This window comes from Parabacteroides sp. HGS0025, assembly GCF_000969845.1.
GTDB lineage: Bacteria > Bacteroidota > Bacteroidia > Bacteroidales > Tannerellaceae > Parabacteroides > Parabacteroides gordonii.
Window position 1 is genome coordinate 2,395,604 of sequence record NZ_KQ033902.1, and the last position, 21,630, is coordinate 2,417,233.

The window sequence follows — 21,630 nt, forward strand, 5'->3', positions numbered from 1 at the left end:
AGCATATTATCGGTGGATAAATCGTGAGACTAAAATTTAGTTCAAAAAAGTCCCACGAATTTGCATCTTTCTCGCTGATTCATAGTATTTTGCATAGACTTACTTTGGAAGAGAATACATAGTTTTGTAACTTTAAAAACGATGTAAAAATGGCTCGAAAATCATTTTCTGTATTGTTCTTTATCAAGAAAGGCAAATTATTAAAGAACGGAGAAGCACCCGTGTGCATGAGAATCACCGTAAATGGCTGTATGGCAGACATTTCTATCAAAAGAAGCTGTCCTGTAAATCTATGGAATCAGGCAAAAGAGAATTCAAAAGGCAAAGACCGTATGTCGGTGGAACTGAACCACTACTTGGAAATCACACGTTCACACATACACCAAATTTATAGAGAACTGGAAACTTCCGGCAAGGTTATCACTGTTGATCTTTTGAGAAAGTTGTTTTATGGTGTGGACGAAGATAGCAAAACACTATTGCAGGTATTCAGGGAGCATAACGAACAAAGCCGTAAGCTGATCGGTAAAGACTTTGTAAGCAAGACCGTTCAACGGTATGAAACCACTACCCGATATTTGGAGGAATTCATTAAGAAAGAATATCAGTTATCGGATATTGCCTTGAATAACTTAGAAGCGAATTTCATTTCTAAATTTGATGCTTTCTTGAAGATAGAAAAGGGCTGTGCGCAGAACTCCTCTATCACCCGATTAAAGAACTTGAAGAAAATTATCCGCATTGCTTTGGAAAACGACTGGATAAAGAAAGATCCGTTCGCTTACTATCGCTTTAAGTTGGAAGAAACTGATCCTGAATTCCTGACGATGGACGAGATTAAAATCATTCTCGCTAAAGAGTTCACAATTAAACGAGTAGAACAGGTACGTGACGTTTTTGTCTTTTGCACGTTTACTGGCTTGGCGTTCAGCGATGTGAAAGATTTATCACCCGAACACTTGGTAAAAGACAACAAAGGGGAACTTTGGATAAGGAAGAACCGCCAAAAGACCAAAATCATGTGTAACATTCCTGTGTTACCTGTGGCAGCTTCTATACTTGAAAAGTATAAAAATGTGGCAGAATGTACAGGAAAACTATTGCCAGTATTGAGCAATCAGCGCATGAACAGTTACTTGAAAGAGATTGCAGATGTATGCGGGTTACAGAAAAATCTGTGCACACATTCAGCCAGACATTCCTATGCCACTTCCGTATGCCTTGCAAATGGCGTAAGTATGGAAAATGTAGCCAAGATGTTAGGTCATGCAGATACCAGCGTGACGAAACACTACGCACGGGTACTAGATCAGAATATTCTAAAAGATATGCAGAAAGTAAATAACTGTTTATCGGAACTGGCTATATAATAAAGTTAGTAGTCAATATAGAAAATGATTGGGAAGAATGAATTTCATTTTCTCAATCATTTTCTTTTATCATAAATTTTCCAGAACTCAATGTGGAATATCGCTGAAGGTAAGTTATGTATTTAGCCTTCCTAATCCAAACTTTCGATTCAGATTAAAAATAGTCCTTTGATTTCACTATAATACTTTGGGATATTAAAGTTCACACATTATCTTTGTGTTATGAAGCTGAATATAGAGAAATAATAAATGAATATTGAATTTAATAAAGTAAGCGAATTTAATAGAGGAACAATATTTGAATTGCTGACAGATGCATATTCATTTGATTATAGATGTGCTCAACGTTGGAGTTCAGACTGGAAAGAATTTGATAATTTCTTTTTTGACAATTTGCAAATTGCAGACAAATATGGTTTTATCACAACATTAAATAATGAAGCAATAGGAATGATTTCATGGGATCCTAGGAATATTCCTGATTATATTGAAATTGGCCATAATTGTATTGTATCAAAATATAAAAATAATGGATATGGGAAAATACAACTCCAAGAAGCTTATAGAAGAATTGTTCTAAATGATGTAAATAGGATAATAGTAACAACAAATATTGGGTTGTTTCCTGCACAACAAATGTATGAAGGAGTCGGATTTAAAGCATATAACAGAAGGCCTAATGAACAGATTTCCGATTTCCCAGGTGACTATATTGATTACGTTATTATTATAAAGGACTAAAATATCAATATGCCAAATTGAACCAGATACGTTCAAAATGAAGATAAATAAAAGTCAAGGGCAATATATTAAAATTTTTCCAGAATATAATATAAAACATTGACAAAGGTAAGTTCCGTATTTAGCCCGTTCAAGTCTGAGCCTTCGGTTTGAATAAAAATCTTCCTCTCCATTTCATTCCGAGCGTATTTTTATCCAAAGACTTGCACAGACTAAATACTTCACTGGAAAAGTCAATGATTCAAATTAAATTCCGGAAAACAATGTTTTGGGCTTGTCAGGTTACTCTTTCCAACTTTCAAAGTAGTGCTTTTGGAGCAGTTTATCAATATCACTCTGACGGTAGATGATTTTACCTTTTATCTGGATAAAGGGGACTTGACCTGTATCTCGCCATTCTTGCAGGGTTCGCAAACTAACATTCAGTTTCTTGGAAACTTCATTGTTAGAAAGAAAACGCTCCCCGTTCAGGTGGGGCTTGTAATGCTTGACTATAGATTCAATACCGTTCAGCATCGAATCAAGCGAAGAAATAAACTCTTTAATTTGCGGGGTATCTTTATTTATTAGTTCCATGATTGAAAGATTGTTTTATTGAAATATTGATTTCAAGATTGCTATATGGCTGATTAGTTGCGCAGATAGTCACCAAGTGATGAAATGCTAAGTACATCTTTTGCCGGATCATAATCAATATAGAGCCGTTTGGATGCAGTGGCAATAAAATACAGGCTACCTCCTGCTGTATCTCATAAGTAGCGGGTGAAGCCTGTTTAGTAGTTTCTGATACATATATAATAGAAAGGAGATACTCTTTGTCGCTCCGATAGATGATAACCGTAGGATTCAGATTAATGCTTTCCCATGTGCCTACAATGGAAAACAGATTGAAGGACGGATAATCTTCTTTAGTTCTTTTCATAAGGCGTGGTTTGTTTGGGTGATTGATTTTGTGTTTCACTGTCCACAATAATTCTTTCAATATCGGAAGACTTATAATAAATCTTGCTGCCGATTTGAGAATAAGCCAGTCGTCCACTACTTCGGTAATATTGCAGCGTTCGTTTACTAAAACCTAACAACAGGCACACTTCCTGACTATCTAGCCAGTTTTCTACTTTCTGGGTATGAGTGCTGCACAAACTTTCTATTCGTTTGGCAAACTCAGTGAACCGTTCGCAGACATACGAAAAGGTTCTCTTTTCAATGGTTACTACTTCCATACTTTCAATTTTAAAAGGTTTATAAAACGTGTTGATCTAACTTTCATCGGCAAATGAAAGAAGAATCAGGAGCCGTTTTCAAAACTGTCCAAGGATGGCATAATAAAACCACTACTGTCTCTACGAGCTAGTTTCCCAAATAACACTTAAATCTTCATGAGAAATACCATGAGCACACTCCAAATTTTACTATATTGCAACAATTTATAAATGTAGTCAGTATGAAGTTCAAAGACCTTTCAATTACGTTCCATACAAATAAAGTAGAGGAATGCATAGATTTCTACACCGAATATTTTAAAGCTATGTCAGCTTTTGATTCATAGTGAGAGGTAGCCGATATATAAAGTTGATAAAGTAATAATCTAAGTTAGCACTCGTAATTTGAAATTGGAATACAACATAAGAAGCCTGTACACTCCAGTACAGCCAGCAGTAATAGGTACTAATGGCGAGGTCTCATATATTGAGTTGCCATCTGACGCACAACTACAAGACTTTATTTATTGTTATTGGAATCTAAAGACTATTAAGCCACTAGATGATATATACAATTATCGTGTAGTTGCTGATGGGTGTATTGATATCGTTTTTAATTGTACAAATTATGATGAAACATATATAATGGGGTACTGCAATTCTTTTGTGAAGATTGGCATTGATAAAGAATTCAATTATTTCGGAATACGGTTTCTTCCGGGTATATTTCCATTACTATTTAATATAGATGCGTCAGAATTAAGCAATCATTACGAATGTTTAAATACCGTGCAACCTCGTATATACAATGTAATTCAACAATCGAAAGATAGATGCTTATGCCTTCAGGATTTGTGCGATGAACTCAATATCTATTTTATTAAGCATATTAATAAAATAGATAAACCTTTTGATAATAGATTTTTCTGTGCATTAGAAACTATTTTAAAAAGCAAAGGATCGATTATTATTGAGAAAGATTTGAATGGTGGAATAAGTAGTCGTCATTTACAACGACTTTTTAATTTTTACATAGGAGATACAGCCAAGTCTTTTTGCCGAATTGTTCGTTTTCAGAATCTTTTAAAGATTGACCCTTCAGTTAAATTAATAAAATCCGAAAAATCATATTATGATTTTGGTTACTATGACCAAACTCATTTCATAAAAGAGTTTAAATTATTTTACGGTAAAACGCCCTCAAAGATCGCCGCTGAATAAAATGTCCGATTTTTCCTATTTTTGAAAAACTCTATGTTTTAACTTTGCGGCATGGAATTATATAGCATAAAGCAACTGTCAATACTTTATGTAATAACCAGTAAGGATGAAGTTAAAGATAAACGGTGATTAAAGAAATCGCTAAAAATATAAAAGCAACTATTGAAAACAACTTAATAACAAGATAATGAAATATTTAGATAAATATATTGTTGTGTGCAAATGGGTTGAGAGCTATGAAAATCCTATTATATTAAAGAAAGATGAAAAAGTTGTAGTCAATTTAGCTATAAAAGAAACTGATCCAGAATGGGTAAATTGGGTTTGGTGTATAGCGGGCAATGGAATGACAGGTTGGGTACCGATTAGATGTTTAAAGCGATCTATTGAATTATTGTAGAATAAGTATTGCCGAAATGATAAAATATTACCGAATTTGTAGAAAGAAGATTATATTACGTAGTCCATAGTAAAAATGAAATCAAAAATAGACAACAATTTAAGAAATGCGAAGAACATAGGTGCAACTATCGAGAAATACCTTAATGAAATTGGTATATTCACTTTAGCCGATCTTGCAGAAACAACCTCTGTCAAAGCTTTTATAAAGATACGTGAACAACATCCTGAAAAGACTATACCTGTGTGCTATTATCTCTATTCTTTAGAAGGAGCTCTATTAAACTTACACTGGAATGATATTCCATCAGAATTAAAAAAAGAACTAAAAGATAAAATTCAGGATTAACTATTAGAACAAATTTGATTAATGATTAGGCTATTAAAAGAATTAGCAGATTGATTCATTTTTACACTTATTAATATGACATATGAGATTACCTTTGCAAAAACAATAAGTACATTAAAATGATACGATTACAAAATATAAACCTAACTCCACCTGAGGATATACAGCAATTAGCAAATAATCACGCTATCGCTGTAAACTTACGGGACACCTTTCCATATCCTTATAAGATTGAAGATGCTACTACATTTCTTGATTTAGCTACAAATGGATCATTAGGAAACGTCTTCGGGATATATGAGAATAATACATTCGTTGGTTGTTGCAGCCTAATACCACAGTATGGCGTATATCGTATTAATGCAGAAATTGGATATTGGATTGGAGAACCTTATTGGGGCAAAGGATATGCCACCGAAGCGGTAAGGTTATTGATAAAATTTGCTTTTGAAGAACTTAACTTATTGAGGATTTATGCGAAAATTTACGAGTATAATATAGGCTCAATGAAAGTTTTGAAAAGGAAGCCATTATTAAGTCCTCGGTTATAAAAGAGGGACAAATAGTTGATGAACATTTATATAGTATTAGGAAAAAATGAAAAAAGATATAGGCGATCACATTATTAGTAAATTAGATTTGCAAGATATAGTTAAAGTGTTGTCCGATGAATTAAGCGGGTCGGAACTGAACACTGTTTTACTGGGCGTTTTTAACAAGCGTGTTCAACAGGAAACTCCCTCATCTTTACTAAGTAAATATGAGGGCAACAAGCTTGTTAAGCCCGCCTTATTAGAAGATGTTTTAGAATATAAAGAAAATGAATTACGGTGCTATAAATTAATGGCAGGTAGAGGATTTGAACCCATAGAACTTTCCCCGGTCGCTCAATTTGGGACAAGTAGTGTTATAGCAACAGTAGATCAAAAAAAAGTCCTTACTTCTTTAAGAAACACAGAAGTACAGGCAGACCCGACGAATGCAATAGCATTACATTACGCATCGTTAAAGAAAAAAGGAGAATTAGATAACAAAACCTATAATTACAGCAACATTTCACGGGTAATAAGGACACAGGTATTTAATAATCCTAATTTCACTCCTCATTTTACTGTTCTCGCCCTTATTTCATGCGGCAGAGATACTGGTAGCTTTAATTTTGAGAAAGAAGAACTATTAAAACATTTAACTACATCATATGAAATATGTAAAAGTTACGGTGTGGAGAAAATATATTATGAGATTATTCCATGCAAAGGTTATGACAGTCAAAGCCCACTAATAATGGAATCAATATCGTATGTCCGGGAAAAAAATAGTAATCTTGAGGTCTTGGTTATAGCACCGGAACATGATAATAACTATTATCATGGTTTCAGAATAAAGCAGCAAATAGTGATCGGCGGCAATACTATTGAAATTGCTGACGGTGGATTGCTTGATTGGACACAACAGCTATTAACCAACAAAAAAGAGCGAATGATGACATTCGGGCTTGGTATTCAGGTATTATATCACCTAACTAAATAAACATGGTAAAGAGTAAAGTCATATTTGAAGATGAAGAACAAGTAGAGATTAAATATCCTTGTTTTGAATTAAAGGATATTGTTGAGTATTATTTTGAAATATGTACTCCTAACAATTCTATAACTCCATTTTCACTTGTGGCTTTGCCCAATGCTAATATCTTAGTTTCAATTTATATCTCCGATAGTAGTCAGACATTCAAAGTACATCGTGAACATGGTATAATTGATACATCGGGTGATAAGATATCTGGTAGCTTAACAGAAACGATCACTGTAATACACGCTCCCGGAACCCATGAATTTTCAATAAAATTCAAGCCGGGAGTTTTGTACTCCTGTTTATCTAAAGATATTTCAACTTTGGTGGATAATCATTTGTCTCTGCAAAAGTATCTAAATCAAAAAGTAATAGACGAACTAAAATTGCAAAGCTCTTTTGCCGAGCGAGTTCAGTTTGTAGAGAATTGGCTTTTAAGTAATATGAAAATCTTTAGTTCTGATTTCAAACTCAACACTGTAATAAAAACAATTTACTATATCAATACTAACCGTAATTACAAATTGAACACAGTAAGTAAGGAAGTTGGTGTGTCAAATCCTACACTCAATAGATATTTCAAAGAAGTATTAGGTATATCACCCAAACAATGCTTTAAAGCTTTACGCTTTAAAACTGCATTGAAGAACTATCGTGCAAATGGTAGTTATGATTTATACGACGAATTGGGATATACCGACTTTTCCCATTTTGTAAAAGAAGCTAAAAATTTGGCAAACACAACTCCATCAGAACTATAAGAAAAAGAGAAAGTAATAAAGACTATAAAAACACATTAATAAAATATTATCTATGACAATGAATGAAAATATGAAACTTTGGAAATACAGTGGGACATTCCTTGTTATAACAGGAGTAATCCACACCGTATATGCACTATTACTTGGGAAAGAGGACTTTACGGACATGATAAAAGATGGATTAATAAACTCCACAGATGACAGTTACAGCCGTGCTTTCGCCCTTTGGTTTTTAGTATGTGGGATTATACTTATTCTTTGGGGGCTAACACTCCAATGCTATATCAAAAAAGAGCAGAAACCCGCACCTCTGATTTTGGGGTATTGTATTTTGGCGTTCGCTGTTGTTAGATGTATCATAGAGCCGATTTCCGGTTTTTGGCTGTTTTTGCCGCAAGCATTAGTTATAATTGCTGCAAATAGAAAAAGGAACTTATAATAGACAACATTATGAATATAATATCAGTAAGAGAACAACCTCAATACACCCAACAAATTATAGCGTATTTACAGCAGGTAAACTTCCCTACTTTATGATTAGCCATAAGACTTACTATCGAGCATCCGACATTCGGATATTTGTTCAAGAAAAGTTTAACCGCAGGCAGGTTCTTTACAAATAGAGCTTCTTGTCCCCGTGCTTGACACGGGGTCGCAAAAGGACAGGCCTTATCAATCAGTGGTTATACGGCCGTTTATTATGCGACCCCGTGTCAAGCACGGGAACAGGATACTTTTTTACAACCTATAAATTATTCTATTAACCCATGAAATTCAGCCTATTCTTTTTCATCATCCTGTTTTTTGCAAACTGTTCGACCCGCAAACAAACCAATTCATCCCGGCAACAAACCGATAGTTTACGGCAAACCAGCCGGTTATCTGTCCGGACAACTAAAATCCCTGAAAGCCGTGCCCGTTTAACGATCCCTGTCGGTAGGCTGAAGGAACTGCTTTCCGGTGCCGCTTTTGTGCAGAAAAGCGGGCAGGCAACCGCTGAAATCCGTTTCCTGCACGACACATTGTTTGTCTCCGCCACCTGCGACAGCCTGCAAGCCCTGGTTTATCAATACGAAGAAAAAAACGAACAACTGCATGCCCGGCAGGAAAACAGCCAAACCGAAAAATCCCAAAGTCCGCGTGCCTGTGTTGGGATCATTGTTTTACTTTTCCTTGTTTGTATTATCTTCGGATGGAGACACCATTCGTTATTCCACGATTAATTCCATTTGTATATCACCTCTTTCGTAAGCAGGGTGCAATTCTGCCAGTTCTTTAAAACCCAACTTCCTGTATAGATGAATGGCAGGCTTCAGAATTGTATTACTTTCCAGAAAAAGTCTTTTTGCTCCGAATTCTATCGCTTTGTTTATAACTGTTTCGCATAATATCACACCGATGCCTTTACCCTGCACTTTAGGACTGACTGCCAGTTTGGCCAGTTCGTAATCATAAAGCGGATCTTCCATTTTGTATAAAGCACATGTACCGACCGGTTCGCCTTTGTAAAGGGCGATAAAAATGTGACCACCTTTATCCAGAATGTATTCTTGCGGATGATCCAATGCCTTGTAATCGGCTTCTTCCATGTTCCAATGGGCCGTTATCCATTCTTCGTTAAGCGAACGGAAAGTAATCTGGTAGCACGGTTCGTATGCAACTATTTTTACATCTTTACTTTCTCTTACCCGTTTTTCTTCCTTTACCCGTTGCAGCAAGGATTTATCCGATAGGAGATTTTCCCATTCTTCAATTGCTTTCCATAAGTCATTCTTTGTTTGTCGGGTGATTTGTTCGATGGCGGCAGCAACATCCACACATTGTTCTGTAAACGAATCTGACATCTTTTTCCCTTTAGCAGATAATGCAACTACATTTCTTCTTCCGTCAGACTGGTCTTTGGTTTCTTTTACCAGTCCTTTGGCTACCATTTCTTTAATAATGTTACTTACCGAAGGGTGGGAGTGTCCGATCTCTTTTGCTATCGAGGTGATTGTTTTTGCTTCTCCTTGGGATAAAACGAAGAATACGGGAAACCATTTTGGTTTGAGGTCTACCCCGAACATTTCGTAGATCGAAGCTGCATCCATTGTTATTTTATCGGTTAACATACGTAGTCTGCTACCGATAGCCATCTTGCCTGTCTGATTAAAAAAGTCCATATATGTAGAATTTGTGTTATTAGATACGTAATTGATTACGCAAATATATGGGCTTTAAATAATACTGGCAAATATTTCGCGAAAAATATGTAACCAGTTACGTAAATATATTCAAATCCCTTTTATACCGTACGTTTCAGCCATTCATCCAATATCATCAATTGCTCTTGTGTATGGAAATAATGTTCTGATCCCTGTACAATCTCCAGTTGGCAAGCGAATAATTCTGTAAACTTAGATATAATATCTCTTTCACAGAGCTCATCCTTGCTGCCATACAGGATATGTGTCGGTATTTCCCAACGGGAAACAGGATGTTCCCTTACAAAGCAATAATAATCCCAATATAAATTTTGTCCGATGGGGGTGGAAATTGTCTGTTTGTTTTCCAACTCTTTTTCCGTGACGGAAAACCACATCATCATATTTTGGATAAGACGTTGCATGTCGACGATCGGGGAGAGGAACCAGGCTTTTTCTATCGGCTCGTTTGGATAGGCCAAAAGGCTGAAATAAGCACCCATGCTGTTGGCAAATAAACGGATATGTTTCCAGTTCATTTTAGTGTATTGCATGACGACCCTTAAATCTTCAACGCAGTACTGAACTTTGCAGGGTGTATCTTCATTTATCCTATCTCCATGCTCCGGCAGGTCAAAACTCAAAACTTGCCAGCCATTTGCCAACGCATTTTCAGCTACGATCCTGATCGGGACATCCGCTTTGTCCGACATATTCCCATGAATGGCAAGAATGACTTTTTCAGAGTTTTCACCCCACAAGATGGCTGGTATATTATTTATACTGAAGATTGTTTTTTGCATGATCGATGTTTTGTCTCTTTTTTCCAATACCAATGATTTTAGGGGTTCTACCTTTGTCGGCACATAATAAACAAACAAAGATATGGATAAAAAAGCATTAAGAGACAAAGTGGAAGCAGACTTGCAGGTTTTATGTTCGGAAATCGGTGAACGCCGTGTAGGAAGTGAAGAGAATCGGCAGGCCACGGCCTATGCAAAAAAAGTATTACAATTGTCGGGGTGGCAGGTTGAAGAGACTGAGCTCTCGGTGATAGACTGGAAAACGGAAGGGGCGTCACTGACCTGCGGGAAACAATCGTTCGATGTTTTTTCCTCCCATTATTCATTGGGATGTTCCGTAAAAGGAGAATTAATAGCGGTGGATACAGTCGGCAAATTGGAAAAAGCAGATATCAAAGATAAAATCGTACTGTTGTACGGAGAAATCGCTTCCCAACAGATCGCTCCTAAAAACTTTCCTTTCTGGAATCCGGAAGAACATCAACATCTGGTTTCGGTGTTGGAGAATGGCGCCCCTAAAGCGTTGATCAGTGCAACGGAACGTAATTCGGCAACGGCCGGCGGTGTGTATCCTTTCCCGTTGTTCGAGGATGGAGACTTCGATATTCCGTCAGTCTACATGAAAGATACCGAAGGTGAAAAGTTGTTGGCCTGCACAGGGCAAATGGTGGAACTCGTCTCAGGGGCGGTGCGAATCCCGGAGACTGCATTTAACGTGATTGCGCGAAAAGACAGCCGGACGAAAGACAGGATCATTATCACTGCCCATATTGATACAAAAATCGGAACCCCGGGAGCAATAGATAATGCGACAGGAGTTACGGCTGTTCTGCTGCTTGCGGAGTTGCTGAAAGATAGCGACACTCGATATCCGGTCGAATTGGTTCTTTTCAATGGGGAAGATTATTATGCCGCTCCCGGACAAGTCAATTATATTGAACAGAATATAGCTCATTTTGATGATATATTGTTGAACATTAATATTGATGGAGCCGGATATAAAGAAGGCTATTCTTGTTTCTCTGCATTCGGGCTTTCTGCAGATATGCAGCAGGCTATGGATGGGGTAATCCGGAATACTCCGGAGATTGTGGAAGGACTTCCCTGGTATCAGGGAGATCACAGCATTTTTCTGCAGAATGACCGTCCGGCGATTGCTGTAAGTTCCAACTGGTTTATTGAGCATATGGAGTGCCAGGACATCACACATACGGCAAAGGATAATCTCTGCATAGTCAACTGTGAACGAGTTGTAGAATGCGCTCTCGGTATTGCAGAACTGATAGGGAAATTATAAATGTTATTCAGTCGTTTATCGACTTTATTCCCTGTTTCATCCCCGGAATAGAGAGGTTGGTCTATTAACGCTTTACAGAAATATGGTAAAGTCTACCTTTATGCCGGAATAATATAATGAGTAAGAGTCAGATTAAAATTGTACAGATGAATAATTTATCAAAAATGAAACTAAGTGGTGTATTACCTGAGAATTCACAGAAAGTGAACAATATGGAAATACAGAACATTCACGGAGAGTTAATCAGACACATTGTAAAGATGAGTCACTCAGAAGATTATTCACATGTCTTTCGGGCACTGACTCTTGCTCTTGCTCGTAGTGATAAATAAAAAGTTTCTGGCTGATTGATTACACATGAATTTTTGCAAACGCCTGGTCTAAGTCTGCCAACAGATCTTCGATATGTTCCGTGCCGATCGACAGGCGGATTGTTCCCGGATAAATCTCCTGTTCGGCCAGTTCCTGTGCGTTGAGTTGCGAATGTGTGGTGCTGGCCGGATGGATAACCAGTGATTTCACGTCAGCAACATTTGCCAGCAGGGAGAAAATCTCCAGGCTGTCGATAAAACGGTGTGCCTCTTCTTGTCCTCCTTTTATTTCGAATGTAAAGATGGAACCTGCTCCGTTGGGGAAATACTGTTCGTAGAGCGCATGGTCGGGATGATCGGGCAATGCCGGATGGTTCACCTTCTTTACTTTCGGATGATTTTTCAGATAATTTACTACTTTCAGCGCATTTTCTACGTGGCGTTCCACACGCAGGGAGAGCGTTTCCAATCCTTGCAGCAGAATGAATGCATTGAACGGGCTGATGGTTGCTCCCGTATCACGCAGCAGGATGGCACGAATGCGGATCGCATATGCAGCCGGGCCGGCAGCATCGACAAAGCGTACGCCGTGGTAGCTGGGATCGGGCTCGGTTAGTTGAGGGAACTTGCCGGATGCCACCCAGTCGAATTTCCCGGAGTCGACGATTACACCACCCAGTGAAGAGCCATGTCCGCCGATAAACTTCGTGGCAGAATGTACAACAATATCTGCACCGTGCTCAATGGGGCGGATCAGATAAGGTGTGCCGAATGTATTGTCGACGATCAGCGGTATTTTATGGCGGTGGGCGATATCAGCAACTTTTTTAATGTCAATAATATTGGAATTGGGATTGCCCAGCGTCTCGATGAAAATGGCTTTTGTATTCTCTTGGATAGCCTTTTCAAAGTTAGATAAATCGGTGGGATCCACAAATGTTGCTGTTATGCCGTAAGCGGGCAGCGTATGTGCCAGCAGGTTGTAGCTTCCTCCGTAAATGGTTTTGGCGGCAACAATGTGGTCGCCTGCACGGGTGATGTTCTCAAATGCGTATGTGATAGCTGCGGCTCCTGAAGCAACAGCAAGTCCGGCTACGCCGCCTTCAAGCACAGCTACGCGCTGTTCAAAAACGCCCTGTGTGGAATTGGTCAGGCGCCCGTAAATATTTCCGGGATCCTGTAAGCTGAAGCGGGCTGCTGCATGTGCGGAGTTGTGGAACACGTATGAAGTAGTTTGGTAGATAGGAACTGCACGTGCATCTGTTGCCGGATCGGCTTGCTCTTGTCCTACGTGAAGTTGTAATGTCTCGAAATGCAAATTCTTTGTTGCCATAACTGTATATTTTTAATTGATTTGTTCTTGAATTATTTTCTTGCAAAATTATTGTATGCAGATATATCAAACAATATTTACTGTAAATATGGATAATAACACTATTTTTGTATCTTAATAAAGAAAATATAAACTGAGAGAATATTAAAAAAGCCTCTTGTAAAGAATTTTATTCTATGGATACTTTGGACAAAACAGATTTGCAGATTCTTCGTACGCTGCAAGAGAACGCCCGGCTGACGACAAAAGAGTTGGCTTCCCGCGTAAGTCTTTCGTCGACACCCGTGTTTGAGCGTCTCAAACGTCTTGAAAATGGGGGATATATAAAGAAGTATATTGCCGTATTGGATGCAGAGAAGCTGAACCAGGGATTTGTCGTATTTTGTAGTGTGAAGTTGAGTAAGCTGAATCGGGACATTGCAGCGGAGTTCACACGAATTATACAGGACATTCCCCAGGTGACCGAATGTTATAATATATCCGGACGTTATGATTATCTCTTAAAAATCCATGCGCCGAGTATGAAGTATTATCAGGAGTTCATTCTGAATGTGTTGGGAACGATCGATAGTCTGGGTTCTCTGGAAAGCACTTTCGTAATGGATGAAGTTAAGCATGATTATGGGATTCATATCTAAATATCGTGTGTTTGAGCAGGGAAGAAATACAAGAACAGGTAGGTATATAAAAAACGAAATGGCTAACTTTCACAAGTGGGCCATTTCTTAACCAAAACCTTAACTATGAAAAAATTTACGTTTTTCAATAGCAAATGTACAACTATTTTTTGAACTAGCACTATGAATACCTGTTTTTTTTGATAATTTGTTGTTATTTCTTGTTTTTCAGGGTAAAAGTAAACTGACCGGATGCTACTTACGACTCCTTTAAACATAAGAAAATGCTGTCAAAATATCCTATATTATCCATTATGGTTTCATAATCAGATATATAAATGCTATATTTGCCAAAACTCTATGCGTATGAAACCACTTTCAGGAATGAAATTATTTTATTCATTTTCCATATATATCATTGCCGCATTGCTTATGTGGCTTCAAACTCATTATACGATACCCTATTTAAGCGAAAAGACCGGTCTGGAACCGATCTTGTTTTGGTTTGTTATTGGTGCGCTCGGTATTTTCCTGCCTCTTATTCTTCTAGCAATGGCAATACTTAAATCGGAAAGGTATAAGCTGAACTCCCGAACGTGGTATAAAAGAATGCGGTTTGTCAGAATGACCGGGCCGGACTGGATGTGGAGTATTTTCGGGATACTGATTACCGGAATAGGGATGGTTGCAGTTATGGGTATAATTACCTTATTTGTAGACAAACTCGATTATACGCCTTCATTTATGGAGTTTGAACCGTTGAGTGCCGGGCGTTACTGGTTACTGGCTGTCTGGTTCGTCTTTTGGATATTTAATATAATGGGAGAAGAAATACTCTGGCGAGGTGTTATGCAGCCACGTCAGGAGTTGATCTTCGGTCGATATACATGGGTCGTTCAAGGGACAGGATGGAGCCTTTTTCATCTGGCCTTCGGTTGGCAGCTCTGGGTTATCTTATTACCTATGATGTTTATCCAGCCCTATATCGTCCAGAAAACACGAAACACCTGGACGGGCGTTATCATTCACGGAGTAATTAATGGCCCGAGCTTTATTGCGATAGCATTGGGAGCAATCGGATAAATAATTTCTACCTGTTTCATTGTTCCGGGATGCTTTTTATCATTTTAACTAATATAAGATTGGGATTGTTTTCATCAGCGTATTCTTCTATCTTTTTATATCCGACAGATTCATATAAGTTGATGTTTCTGGTGCTTTGTGAGCCCGTGAAGAGAATTAGCTCTTTTGCCGTAGTGATTTGAGCTTCCGCTTCCGTCAGCAGTTTACGTCCGATGCCTCTGTTTTGAAATTCGGGAGAGACGATCAACCTGCCGAGCCAGCAGGATGAGTTTTGTTCCCGTAGCTTTACCGAACCTACAATTTGACCTTGATACATTGCTTTCAGGAATAAATGATCCTGATAATCTTTCTCTATCTCATCAATGCTTTGTGTCAGTGGGGGAATTTGATAATCATCATAGAACTTAGCTTCTTCCAGAAAAGCCGATTTCTGAATGGCAAGAATAGCCGGCAGATCTTTATAATCGGCTTTTTGTATCGCTATATCACATTTATCTATATTCATGATCCTTTTCTTTACGATAGTACAATATTAGTCAAATTCTATCTATCTCTACTCTTTTTATCTCTTTTATCTTCTTATATACATATATAAATGCCGGAATTAAAAATAGATCGGCTGCAACCCAGGCTGTTGCATCGCCGAAACAGACTGCCAGGAAGCCGAAAGCCGGTACTGCATAAATACTGACCAGTGTACGGGCAATCATTTCCGAAACGCCCGAAAGCATAGCTAGATTGGTGAATCCTGCTCCCTGAATCGTATATCGCAGTATGCAAAGAGTACCAAGGATAGGAAAGAAGGAACATGATACATGCATGTATTGCACGGCTTTAGAAATAACCTCTGACTCAGTGGGATCGACGAATATCAATGTGAGCCGTTCTGACGTCAGCATCAGGACGATAAAGGCGAAGGCGGCATAAACGATCATCATCAGGCCACTGGCCTTGATTCCTTGCCAGATACGTTTGGGCTTTCCTGCACCATAGTTCTGTCCGGTGTAGGTTGCCATTGCGATACCCAGACTCTCGAAAGGACACATGAAAAATGACTTTATTCGAACTGCGGAAGCAAACGCTGCGACACTGGCCGACCCGAGTGCATTATTCGCACTTTGCAACATGATGCTGCCGATCGCTGTAATAGAAAACTGAAGCCCCATCGGAACGCCTATCCAAAGCAGATTGCCTGCCAACCGCGCGTTGAACTTCCGTTCGTCACGCGTTCCCTGCAAGATATCGAAGCGGCGGTACATATAGATAAAACAAAGGACAGCCGAAATACCTTGCGAAAGAAGTGTCGCAATCGCTGCTCCGGCAACTCCCCATTTGAAGATCAGGATACAAACCAGATCGAGGATCACATTGAGAATCGTTGAAAAGAGCAGGAACCAGAAGGGCGTCTTGCTATCGCCCAGGGCACGGATAATACTGGAAAGTAAGTTATAGAAGAAGGTACACGGCACACCGATAAAAGTCACCAACAGATAAAAATAAGCATCTGTAAAGATGTTCTCCGGTGTCTGCATGATCTTTAAAATATCTTTGCAGTAAATACACGTCACGACGGCAATGATTACCGACATGATAGCTGCCAGTTGTAAACTGATAGCCACATAACGTCGCATCGTATTGTAATCCCGCGCACCGAATTTTTGTGCCACCGGAATTCCGAAACCCGCACAACAGCCGTTACAGAATCCGATGATAAGGAAGATAACGGACGTACTTGCCCCAACTGCGGAGAAAGCGCCGATCCCTAAAAATTTACCAACGATAGCCGCATCGATTAAAGAGTAAGTTTGTTGAAGCAGATTTGCTAAAAGTACCGGCATGGCAAAACTGAAGATCAGCGGAAGTGCCCGTCCGGAAGTCATTTCTTTGGATGTTCCCATACTATTTCCCTAAACAATCGCTGCAAAGGTAGTATTTTGTAATGAAAAAGGACTGGTGTACACTTAAAATTATTTTCTTAAATTTATAAACTGTATTCTCAAAACATTTTGCTTTCTGCCATAGTTCTTTTATAAACAAAACATAAAAGAAAAAGTAAATATCAATATGGCAAAGAATGTAGCAGAACAATTAGTAGACACACTGGAAAAGGCAGGTGTCAAACGTATTTACGCTGTCACGGGTGACAGTTTGAATGAAGTAAACGAAGCTGTACGAAAAAATGGAAAGATCAAATGGATTCATGTCCGTCACGAAGAAACCGGTGCTTATGCCGCTGCGGCTGAAGCGCAATTGAATGGTGAACTGGCCTGTTGTGCCGGAAGTAGCGGCCCGGGGCATGTGCACCTGATCAATGGACTTTATGATGCTCAGCGCTCGGGGGCTCCTGTGCTTGCCATCGCATCCACATTGCCGACTCATGAGTTTGGAACGGAGTATTTTCAGGAAACCAATACAATCAAATTGTTTGAAGATTGCAGCCATTATAATCAGGTGGCGACCACGCCCGAACAATTCCCCCGTATGTTGCAGGGTGCCATACAAGCCGCTCTCTCATTTCGTGGAGTAGGCGTGATCGGCTTACCCGGCGACCTGACTTCGATGACAGCTAGCGAAGGAGAGTCTTCCCTGCTTCCGTTTCCGACCCGGCAACGTGTTTGCCCTTCCGCTGAAGAGATCGGTAAACTGGCTGACTTGCTGAACAAAGCGGAAAAGGTTACCCTCTTCTGTGGAATAGGAGCCAAAGACGCGCATAAGGAATTGGTAGAATTATCCCGGCTTCTGAATGCTCCTGTCGCTTATTCCTTTAAAAGCAAGATGGAAATACAATACGATAATCCGAACGAGGTAGGTATGACAGGCTTGCTGGGAATGCCTTCCGGTTACTATAGTATGCATGAAGCCGAAGTATTGCTTTTGCTCGGAACGGATTTCCCTTATGAAGCCTTTATGCCGCAAAACAATACGATCGTGCAGGTGGATATCAAAGCCAACCGTCTCGGACGTCGTGCCAAAATAAAAATGGGACTCTGCGGTGATGTGAAAGATACTTTGACGGAACTACTTCCCCTTATTCAGCAGAAGAAAAACGATTCCTTTCTCCGCGAACAACTGGCGCATTATGAAAAGGTGAAAGACAACTTGAGATCGGCAGCGAAAGTGAAGGGCAAAGAAGAAAAGATCCAACCGGAATATGTGATCTCCGTTATCAATGAACTGGCTTCGGACGATGCCATCTTTACCGTCGACACAGGGATGACCTGCGTATGGGGAGCACGTTATTTGCAGGCTACCGGAAAGCGCAAGATGTTGGGCTCCTTCAATCATGGCTCTATGGCGAATGCCATGCCTCAGGCTATCGGGGCGGCACTGGCTTATCCGGGACGTCAGGCGGTTGCCTTATGTGGCGACGGTGGGCTTTCCATGTCACTGGGCGACCTGGCGACGATCGTACAATATAAATTACCTATCAAACTGGTTGTGTTCAATAACCGTTCGCTCGGAATGGTCAAACTCGAAATGGAAGTAGCCGGATTACCCGACTGGCAAACTACGATGTTGAATCCTGATTTCGCACGGGTGGCTCTTTCGATGGGAATGGCAGGCTACAATGTATGCAATCCGGATGATGTGTTGCCGACATTAACAAAGGCTTTCGTTTCGGACGGCCCTGTCTTGGTCAATATTATGACTGATCCGAACGCGCTCGCTATGCCTCCGAAAATAGAGTTTACCCAGATGCTCGGGTTTGCACAGACAATGTACAAGCTCCTGATGCAGGGACGTTCCAAAGAAGTTATGGATACGATCGATACAAACCTGAAGCACTGGAAAGAGGTGTTTTAAATAAAAATAAATACCTTTGCTTTCAATATTAAAATTCTAATCTGATTTATGAAAGCAAAGGTGTTCTTTTTATCGCTTATAGCGTTTTTTGCCCTGTCTCTGCAGGCGGCAGTAGTCGATACTATCTATGTGCATAGTGATGCCATGAATAAAGATATTCAGACAATCGTTATTTCGCCGGGAAAAGGAAAAACGACAGCTCCTGTTATTTACTTATTGCATGGGCATGGAGGAAATGCGAAAACATGGATTTCCGTAAAACCCAATTTACCGGAGATTGCCGATCAGTATGGAATTATGTTCGTTTGTCCGGATGGCAAGAACAGTTGGTACTGGGATAGCCCGGTCAATCCGTCTTATCGCTATGAGACATTTGTATCGAAAGAGCTTATCGATTATATAGATGCCAGTTATCCGACTATTAAAGACCGCACAGGGCGTGCCATTACCGGATTGAGTATGGGCGGTCACGGCGCTATGTGGTTGTCGTTCCGCCATAAAGATATCTTCGGAGCGGCTGGGAGTACAAGCGGTGGGGTGGATATCCGCCCTTTCCCGAATAACTGGCATATGAGTGACTGGTTAGGAAAAGAAAGCGAAAACCAGGAAGTTTGGGATAACCATACGGCGATCAACCAGATCGACCGCCTGAAGAATGGTGACCTGGCACTCATCATCGATTGCGGATATAGTGATTTCTTTTTTGAAGTGAACAACGATTTCCACAAGAAACTGCTGAAGTATAAAATAGACCATGATTTCCTTGTTCGCCCCGGAGCGCATAATGGGGATTACTGGCGTAATTCAATAGATTATCAGATATTGTTCTTCAAGAATTATTTCGATAAACGCAAATGAAATAAAAAAGGCGATCCTTATAAAGGTCGCCTTTCCTGTTCTATATCTTTTGAAAGATCAGCTCAATCCTTCAACCAATCCGTTTACGATGTCAATCCGTTTAGCTTGCGGATCTTTGGGAAGTCCCGGCATACGCATGATCTCACCCATGATAACAACGATCATTTCCGCACCATTGTTGATAACAACGTCGCGCACCTTCAATTCAAAATCTTTGGCAACGCCGTACGCTTTCGGGTCGGAAGAGAATGAATACTGGGTTTTAGCAATGCAGATCGGATAGTGGGAGATACCCAGGCTTTCGATCTGTTTGATCTTTTTGTCGGCAAGAGTCGTGTAAGTAACCGATGCTGCGCCATAGATTTCTTCAGAAACCTTCTTGATCTTTTCGCGTACCGGATCAGTATCTTCGTAAACCATTTTCAGTGGAGCCGACGGTTTGTTTTCGATCGTATCGACAACCAGTTTAGCCAGTTCAACGCCACCTTCGCCACCTTCTGCAAATACACTGTTCATCGCAAAGCCGACGCCCAGTTCCTTACAATGTTCGGCAACCAGAGCGATCTCTTCGTCCGTATCGGTTGCATACCGGTTGAAAGTAACGATCACTTCCTGGCCGAAACGTTTCATATTGGCCACATGCTTGTCCAAGTTGGCAAAACCGTTGCGTAAGCCTTCGATATTCTGTTCCTTGATCAGTGCTTCAGGCACGCCGCCGTGCAGCTTCAAGCTCTGTGCAGTAGCAACGATAACTGTCAGTTTCGGAGTCAGTCCCGCTTTACGGCATTTGATGTCGAAGAACTTTTCTGCACCCAGATCGGCACCGAAACCGGCTTCCGTGATCACATAGTCACCATAGGTAAGCGCCATCTTGGTTGCGATTATAGAGTTACATCCATGTGCGATGTTGGCGAACGGGCCACCGTGAACGAAAGCAGGCGTATTCTCAGTTGTCTGCACCAGGTTGGGCAGCAAAGCATCTTTCAACAGTACGGTGATAGCTCCGGCAACTCCCAGGTCTTTTACCGTGAACGGCTGATCGTCGTAGGTGTAACCCAGTAAGATGTTACCGATACGGCGTTTCAAGTCTTCCAGGTCGGTCGCCAGACAAAGGATAGCCATCATTTCGGAAGCAGGAGTGATATCAAATCCTGTCTCAGTCGGTATGCCATTGGCAGAACCTCCCAAGCCCGATACGATGTTGCGCAGGCTGCGGTCGTTTACGTCGAGTACACGTTTCCATTTGATCTCTTTCAGTCCTTCACATGTATTGCGTGTCTGATAGATATAATTATCCAGCAGTGCAGTGATCATGTTGTGGGCAGAAGTAACGGCATGGAAATCGCCGGTGAAATGCAGGTTGATATTTTCCATCGGTAATACCTGGGCATAGCCACCTCCGGCAGCTCCACCTTTCATACCGAAGCACGGGCCGAGTGAAGGTTCGCGCAGCGCAGCCACCGCTTTTTTACCGATCTTGTTCAGACCGAGAGCCAGTCCGATAGAAACCGTTGTTTTTCCGATACCTGCTTTGGTCGGAGTGATGGCCGTTACCAGGATCAGGTTGTGTTCTTTTATTTTTTCTTCATCGATGAGGTGAAGAGGCACTTTGGCGATGTAACGACCATAGTTCTGAACTTCCTCGCGAGGAATGCCCAAACCTGTAGCAACTTCCTTTATTTTACGCAGGGAGACTTCTCTAGCAATTTCTATATCCGATTTCATGTGC

23 protein-coding genes and 1 pseudogene are annotated in these 21,630 nt (G+C 40.2%); 15 read left to right on the plus strand and 9 right to left on the minus strand.

All coding sequences use genetic code 11. From position 1 onward, the window contains the following. Positions 1 to 149: 149 nt before the first annotated feature. Positions 150 to 1,370, plus strand: coding sequence for a site-specific integrase (locus HMPREF1212_RS09260; RefSeq protein ID WP_046149172.1), 1,221 nt, complete (start codon positions 150 to 152; stop codon positions 1,368 to 1,370). 249 nt (positions 1,371 to 1,619) lie between these two features. Beyond that, positions 1,620 to 2,111, plus strand: a complete 492-nt coding sequence (locus HMPREF1212_RS09265; RefSeq protein ID WP_046149173.1) for a GNAT family N-acetyltransferase — start codon at positions 1,620 to 1,622, stop codon at positions 2,109 to 2,111. 282 nt (positions 2,112 to 2,393) lie between these two features. Here HMPREF1212_RS09265 and HMPREF1212_RS09270 read toward each other — a convergent pair whose 3' ends face one another. From HMPREF1212_RS09270 to HMPREF1212_RS09280, 3 genes and pseudogenes are all read right to left on the minus strand, one after another. After that, complete coding sequence (locus HMPREF1212_RS09270) at positions 2,394 to 2,687, minus strand: helix-turn-helix domain-containing protein (RefSeq protein ID WP_046149174.1); 294 nt, start codon at positions 2,685 to 2,687, stop codon at positions 2,394 to 2,396. A gap of 53 nt (positions 2,688 to 2,740) precedes the next feature. After that, positions 2,741 to 3,033, minus strand: a pseudogene (locus HMPREF1212_RS09275) (DUF3876 domain-containing protein). Continuing rightward, entirely contained in the window at positions 3,020 to 3,334 is a 315-nt protein-coding gene (locus HMPREF1212_RS09280) for a helix-turn-helix domain-containing protein (protein ID WP_046149175.1), read from the minus strand. The pseudogene HMPREF1212_RS09275 and the gene HMPREF1212_RS09280 overlap by 14 nt, the downstream one beginning before the upstream one ends. Positions 3,335 to 3,718: 384 nt before the next feature. Between HMPREF1212_RS09280 and HMPREF1212_RS09285 the strand changes: the two genes are divergently transcribed. From HMPREF1212_RS09285 to HMPREF1212_RS09320, 8 genes are all read left to right on the plus strand, one after another. Then, a complete protein-coding gene (locus HMPREF1212_RS09285) occupies positions 3,719 to 4,534 on the plus strand; it encodes a helix-turn-helix domain-containing protein (protein WP_046149176.1) in 816 nt (271 codons plus the stop codon). A gap of 187 nt (positions 4,535 to 4,721) precedes the next feature. Further along, positions 4,722 to 4,934, plus strand: a complete 213-nt coding sequence (locus HMPREF1212_RS09290; RefSeq protein WP_044193193.1) for an SH3 domain-containing protein — start codon at positions 4,722 to 4,724, stop codon at positions 4,932 to 4,934. A 75-nt stretch (positions 4,935 to 5,009) separates the two neighbouring features. After that, a complete protein-coding gene (locus HMPREF1212_RS09295) occupies positions 5,010 to 5,282 on the plus strand; it encodes a TfoX/Sxy family protein (RefSeq protein ID WP_008777585.1) in 273 nt (90 codons plus the stop codon). Positions 5,283 to 5,401: 119 nt separating this feature from the next. Beyond that, entirely contained in the window at positions 5,402 to 5,833 is a 432-nt protein-coding gene (locus HMPREF1212_RS09300) for a GNAT family N-acetyltransferase (protein ID WP_052349885.1), read from the plus strand. Positions 5,834 to 5,879: 46 nt separating this feature from the next. Beyond that, positions 5,880 to 6,812 carry a hypothetical protein gene (locus HMPREF1212_RS09305; protein ID WP_046149177.1) on the plus strand — a complete coding sequence of 311 codons (933 nt, stop codon included), beginning with the start codon at positions 5,880 to 5,882 and terminating at the stop codon, positions 6,810 to 6,812. Between the two features lie 2 nt (positions 6,813 to 6,814). Continuing rightward, complete coding sequence (locus HMPREF1212_RS09310; protein ID WP_046149178.1) at positions 6,815 to 7,612, plus strand: helix-turn-helix domain-containing protein; 798 nt, start codon at positions 6,815 to 6,817, stop codon at positions 7,610 to 7,612. A gap of 70 nt (positions 7,613 to 7,682) precedes the next feature. After that, a complete protein-coding gene (locus HMPREF1212_RS09315; RefSeq protein WP_046150311.1) occupies positions 7,683 to 8,051 on the plus strand; it encodes a DUF6463 family protein in 369 nt (122 codons plus the stop codon). Between the two features lie 328 nt (positions 8,052 to 8,379). Then, on the plus strand, positions 8,380 to 8,835 hold the full coding sequence (locus HMPREF1212_RS09320; RefSeq protein WP_046149179.1) for a hypothetical protein: 456 nt from the start codon (positions 8,380 to 8,382) through the stop codon (positions 8,833 to 8,835). On the opposite strand, the gene HMPREF1212_RS09325 is transcribed toward HMPREF1212_RS09320, so the two are convergent. Then, positions 8,821 to 9,774 carry a bifunctional helix-turn-helix transcriptional regulator/GNAT family N-acetyltransferase gene (locus tag HMPREF1212_RS09325; protein ID WP_046149180.1) on the minus strand — a complete coding sequence of 318 codons (954 nt, stop codon included), beginning with the start codon at positions 9,772 to 9,774 and terminating at the stop codon, positions 8,821 to 8,823. The two genes, HMPREF1212_RS09320 and HMPREF1212_RS09325, sit on opposite strands and share 15 nt — an antisense overlap. Positions 9,775 to 9,896: 122 nt before the next feature. After that, positions 9,897 to 10,598 (minus strand): alpha/beta hydrolase, encoded by a 702-nt coding sequence (locus tag HMPREF1212_RS09330; protein ID WP_046149181.1) that lies wholly within the window; start codon positions 10,596 to 10,598, stop codon positions 9,897 to 9,899. 82 nt (positions 10,599 to 10,680) lie between these two features. On the opposite strand from HMPREF1212_RS09330, the gene HMPREF1212_RS09335 reads away from it, so the two are divergent. Continuing rightward, complete coding sequence (locus HMPREF1212_RS09335; protein ID WP_046149182.1) at positions 10,681 to 11,895, plus strand: M28 family metallopeptidase; 1,215 nt, start codon at positions 10,681 to 10,683, stop codon at positions 11,893 to 11,895. Between the two features lie 351 nt (positions 11,896 to 12,246). Here the strand turns inward: HMPREF1212_RS09335 and HMPREF1212_RS09345 are convergent, their stop codons facing one another. Continuing rightward, positions 12,247 to 13,539, minus strand: coding sequence for an O-acetylhomoserine aminocarboxypropyltransferase/cysteine synthase family protein (locus HMPREF1212_RS09345; protein WP_028729019.1), 1,293 nt, complete (start codon positions 13,537 to 13,539; stop codon positions 12,247 to 12,249). Positions 13,540 to 13,715: 176 nt separating this feature from the next. On the opposite strand from HMPREF1212_RS09345, the gene HMPREF1212_RS09350 reads away from it, so the two are divergent. Both HMPREF1212_RS09350 and HMPREF1212_RS09355 read left to right on the plus strand, forming a co-directional pair. Beyond that, complete coding sequence (locus tag HMPREF1212_RS09350) at positions 13,716 to 14,177, plus strand: Lrp/AsnC family transcriptional regulator (RefSeq protein WP_028729020.1); 462 nt, start codon at positions 13,716 to 13,718, stop codon at positions 14,175 to 14,177. Positions 14,178 to 14,522: 345 nt separating this feature from the next. Then, on the plus strand, positions 14,523 to 15,239 hold the full coding sequence (locus tag HMPREF1212_RS09355; RefSeq protein ID WP_046150313.1) for a CPBP family intramembrane glutamic endopeptidase: 717 nt from the start codon (positions 14,523 to 14,525) through the stop codon (positions 15,237 to 15,239). A 16-nt stretch (positions 15,240 to 15,255) separates the two neighbouring features. Here HMPREF1212_RS09355 and HMPREF1212_RS09360 read toward each other — a convergent pair whose 3' ends face one another. Both HMPREF1212_RS09360 and HMPREF1212_RS09365 read right to left on the minus strand, forming a co-directional pair. After that, the gene (locus tag HMPREF1212_RS09360) at positions 15,256 to 15,744 is read right to left on the minus strand and encodes a GNAT family N-acetyltransferase (RefSeq protein ID WP_046149183.1); all 489 of its coding nucleotides are present in this window, start codon (positions 15,742 to 15,744) and stop codon (positions 15,256 to 15,258) included. A gap of 31 nt (positions 15,745 to 15,775) precedes the next feature. Next, positions 15,776 to 17,137 (minus strand): MATE family efflux transporter, encoded by a 1,362-nt coding sequence (locus HMPREF1212_RS09365; protein WP_046149184.1) that lies wholly within the window; start codon positions 17,135 to 17,137, stop codon positions 15,776 to 15,778. Between the two features lie 166 nt (positions 17,138 to 17,303). On the opposite strand from HMPREF1212_RS09365, the gene HMPREF1212_RS09370 reads away from it, so the two are divergent. After that, a complete protein-coding gene (locus tag HMPREF1212_RS09370; RefSeq protein WP_028729024.1) occupies positions 17,304 to 19,043 on the plus strand; it encodes a thiamine pyrophosphate-dependent enzyme in 1,740 nt (579 codons plus the stop codon). Between the two features lie 48 nt (positions 19,044 to 19,091). Next, entirely contained in the window at positions 19,092 to 19,901 is an 810-nt protein-coding gene (locus tag HMPREF1212_RS09375) for an alpha/beta hydrolase (RefSeq protein ID WP_046149185.1), read from the plus strand. A 57-nt stretch (positions 19,902 to 19,958) separates the two neighbouring features. Here the strand turns inward: HMPREF1212_RS09375 and HMPREF1212_RS09380 are convergent, their stop codons facing one another. Beyond that, complete coding sequence (locus HMPREF1212_RS09380; protein WP_028729026.1) at positions 19,959 to 21,626, minus strand: formate--tetrahydrofolate ligase; 1,668 nt, start codon at positions 21,624 to 21,626, stop codon at positions 19,959 to 19,961. Positions 21,627 to 21,630 lie beyond the last annotated feature (4 nt).

Bases quoted from the DNA above. Each gene is read 5' to 3' on its own strand.
- HMPREF1212_RS09300 (WP_052349885.1), top strand. From the start codon at position 5,402: ATGATACGATTACAAAATATAAACCTAACTCCACCTGAGGATATACAG.
- HMPREF1212_RS09315 (WP_046150311.1), top strand. From the start codon at position 7,683: ATGAAACTTTGGAAATACAGTGGGACATTCCTTGTTATAACAGGAGTA.
- HMPREF1212_RS09365 (WP_046149184.1), bottom strand. From the start codon at position 17,137: ATGGGAACATCCAAAGAAATGACTTCCGGACGGGCACTTCCGCTGATC.
- HMPREF1212_RS09375 (WP_046149185.1), top strand. From the start codon at position 19,092: ATGAAAGCAAAGGTGTTCTTTTTATCGCTTATAGCGTTTTTTGCCCTG.
- HMPREF1212_RS09350 (WP_028729020.1), top strand. From the start codon at position 13,716: ATGGATACTTTGGACAAAACAGATTTGCAGATTCTTCGTACGCTGCAA.
- HMPREF1212_RS09265 (WP_046149173.1), top strand. From the start codon at position 1,620: ATGAATATTGAATTTAATAAAGTAAGCGAATTTAATAGAGGAACAATA.
- HMPREF1212_RS09380 (WP_028729026.1), bottom strand. From the start codon at position 21,626: ATGAAATCGGATATAGAAATTGCTAGAGAAGTCTCCCTGCGTAAAATA.
- HMPREF1212_RS09305 (WP_046149177.1), top strand. From the start codon at position 5,880: ATGAAAAAAGATATAGGCGATCACATTATTAGTAAATTAGATTTGCAA.
- HMPREF1212_RS09280 (WP_046149175.1), bottom strand. From the start codon at position 3,334: ATGGAAGTAGTAACCATTGAAAAGAGAACCTTTTCGTATGTCTGCGAA.
- HMPREF1212_RS09345 (WP_028729019.1), bottom strand. From the start codon at position 13,539: ATGGCAACAAAGAATTTGCATTTCGAGACATTACAACTTCACGTAGGA.
- HMPREF1212_RS09325 (WP_046149180.1), bottom strand. From the start codon at position 9,774: ATGGACTTTTTTAATCAGACAGGCAAGATGGCTATCGGTAGCAGACTA.
- HMPREF1212_RS09335 (WP_046149182.1), top strand. From the start codon at position 10,681: ATGGATAAAAAAGCATTAAGAGACAAAGTGGAAGCAGACTTGCAGGTT.
- HMPREF1212_RS09260 (WP_046149172.1), top strand. From the start codon at position 150: ATGGCTCGAAAATCATTTTCTGTATTGTTCTTTATCAAGAAAGGCAAA.
- HMPREF1212_RS09310 (WP_046149178.1), top strand. From the start codon at position 6,815: ATGGTAAAGAGTAAAGTCATATTTGAAGATGAAGAACAAGTAGAGATT.
- HMPREF1212_RS09355 (WP_046150313.1), top strand. From the start codon at position 14,523: ATGAAACCACTTTCAGGAATGAAATTATTTTATTCATTTTCCATATAT.
- HMPREF1212_RS09270 (WP_046149174.1), bottom strand. From the start codon at position 2,687: ATGGAACTAATAAATAAAGATACCCCGCAAATTAAAGAGTTTATTTCT.
- HMPREF1212_RS09320 (WP_046149179.1), top strand. From the start codon at position 8,380: ATGAAATTCAGCCTATTCTTTTTCATCATCCTGTTTTTTGCAAACTGT.
- HMPREF1212_RS09360 (WP_046149183.1), bottom strand. From the start codon at position 15,744: ATGAATATAGATAAATGTGATATAGCGATACAAAAAGCCGATTATAAA.
- HMPREF1212_RS09295 (WP_008777585.1), top strand. From the start codon at position 5,010: ATGAAATCAAAAATAGACAACAATTTAAGAAATGCGAAGAACATAGGT.
- HMPREF1212_RS09370 (WP_028729024.1), top strand. From the start codon at position 17,304: ATGGCAAAGAATGTAGCAGAACAATTAGTAGACACACTGGAAAAGGCA.
- HMPREF1212_RS09330 (WP_046149181.1), bottom strand. From the start codon at position 10,598: ATGCAAAAAACAATCTTCAGTATAAATAATATACCAGCCATCTTGTGG.
- HMPREF1212_RS09290 (WP_044193193.1), top strand. From the start codon at position 4,722: ATGAAATATTTAGATAAATATATTGTTGTGTGCAAATGGGTTGAGAGC.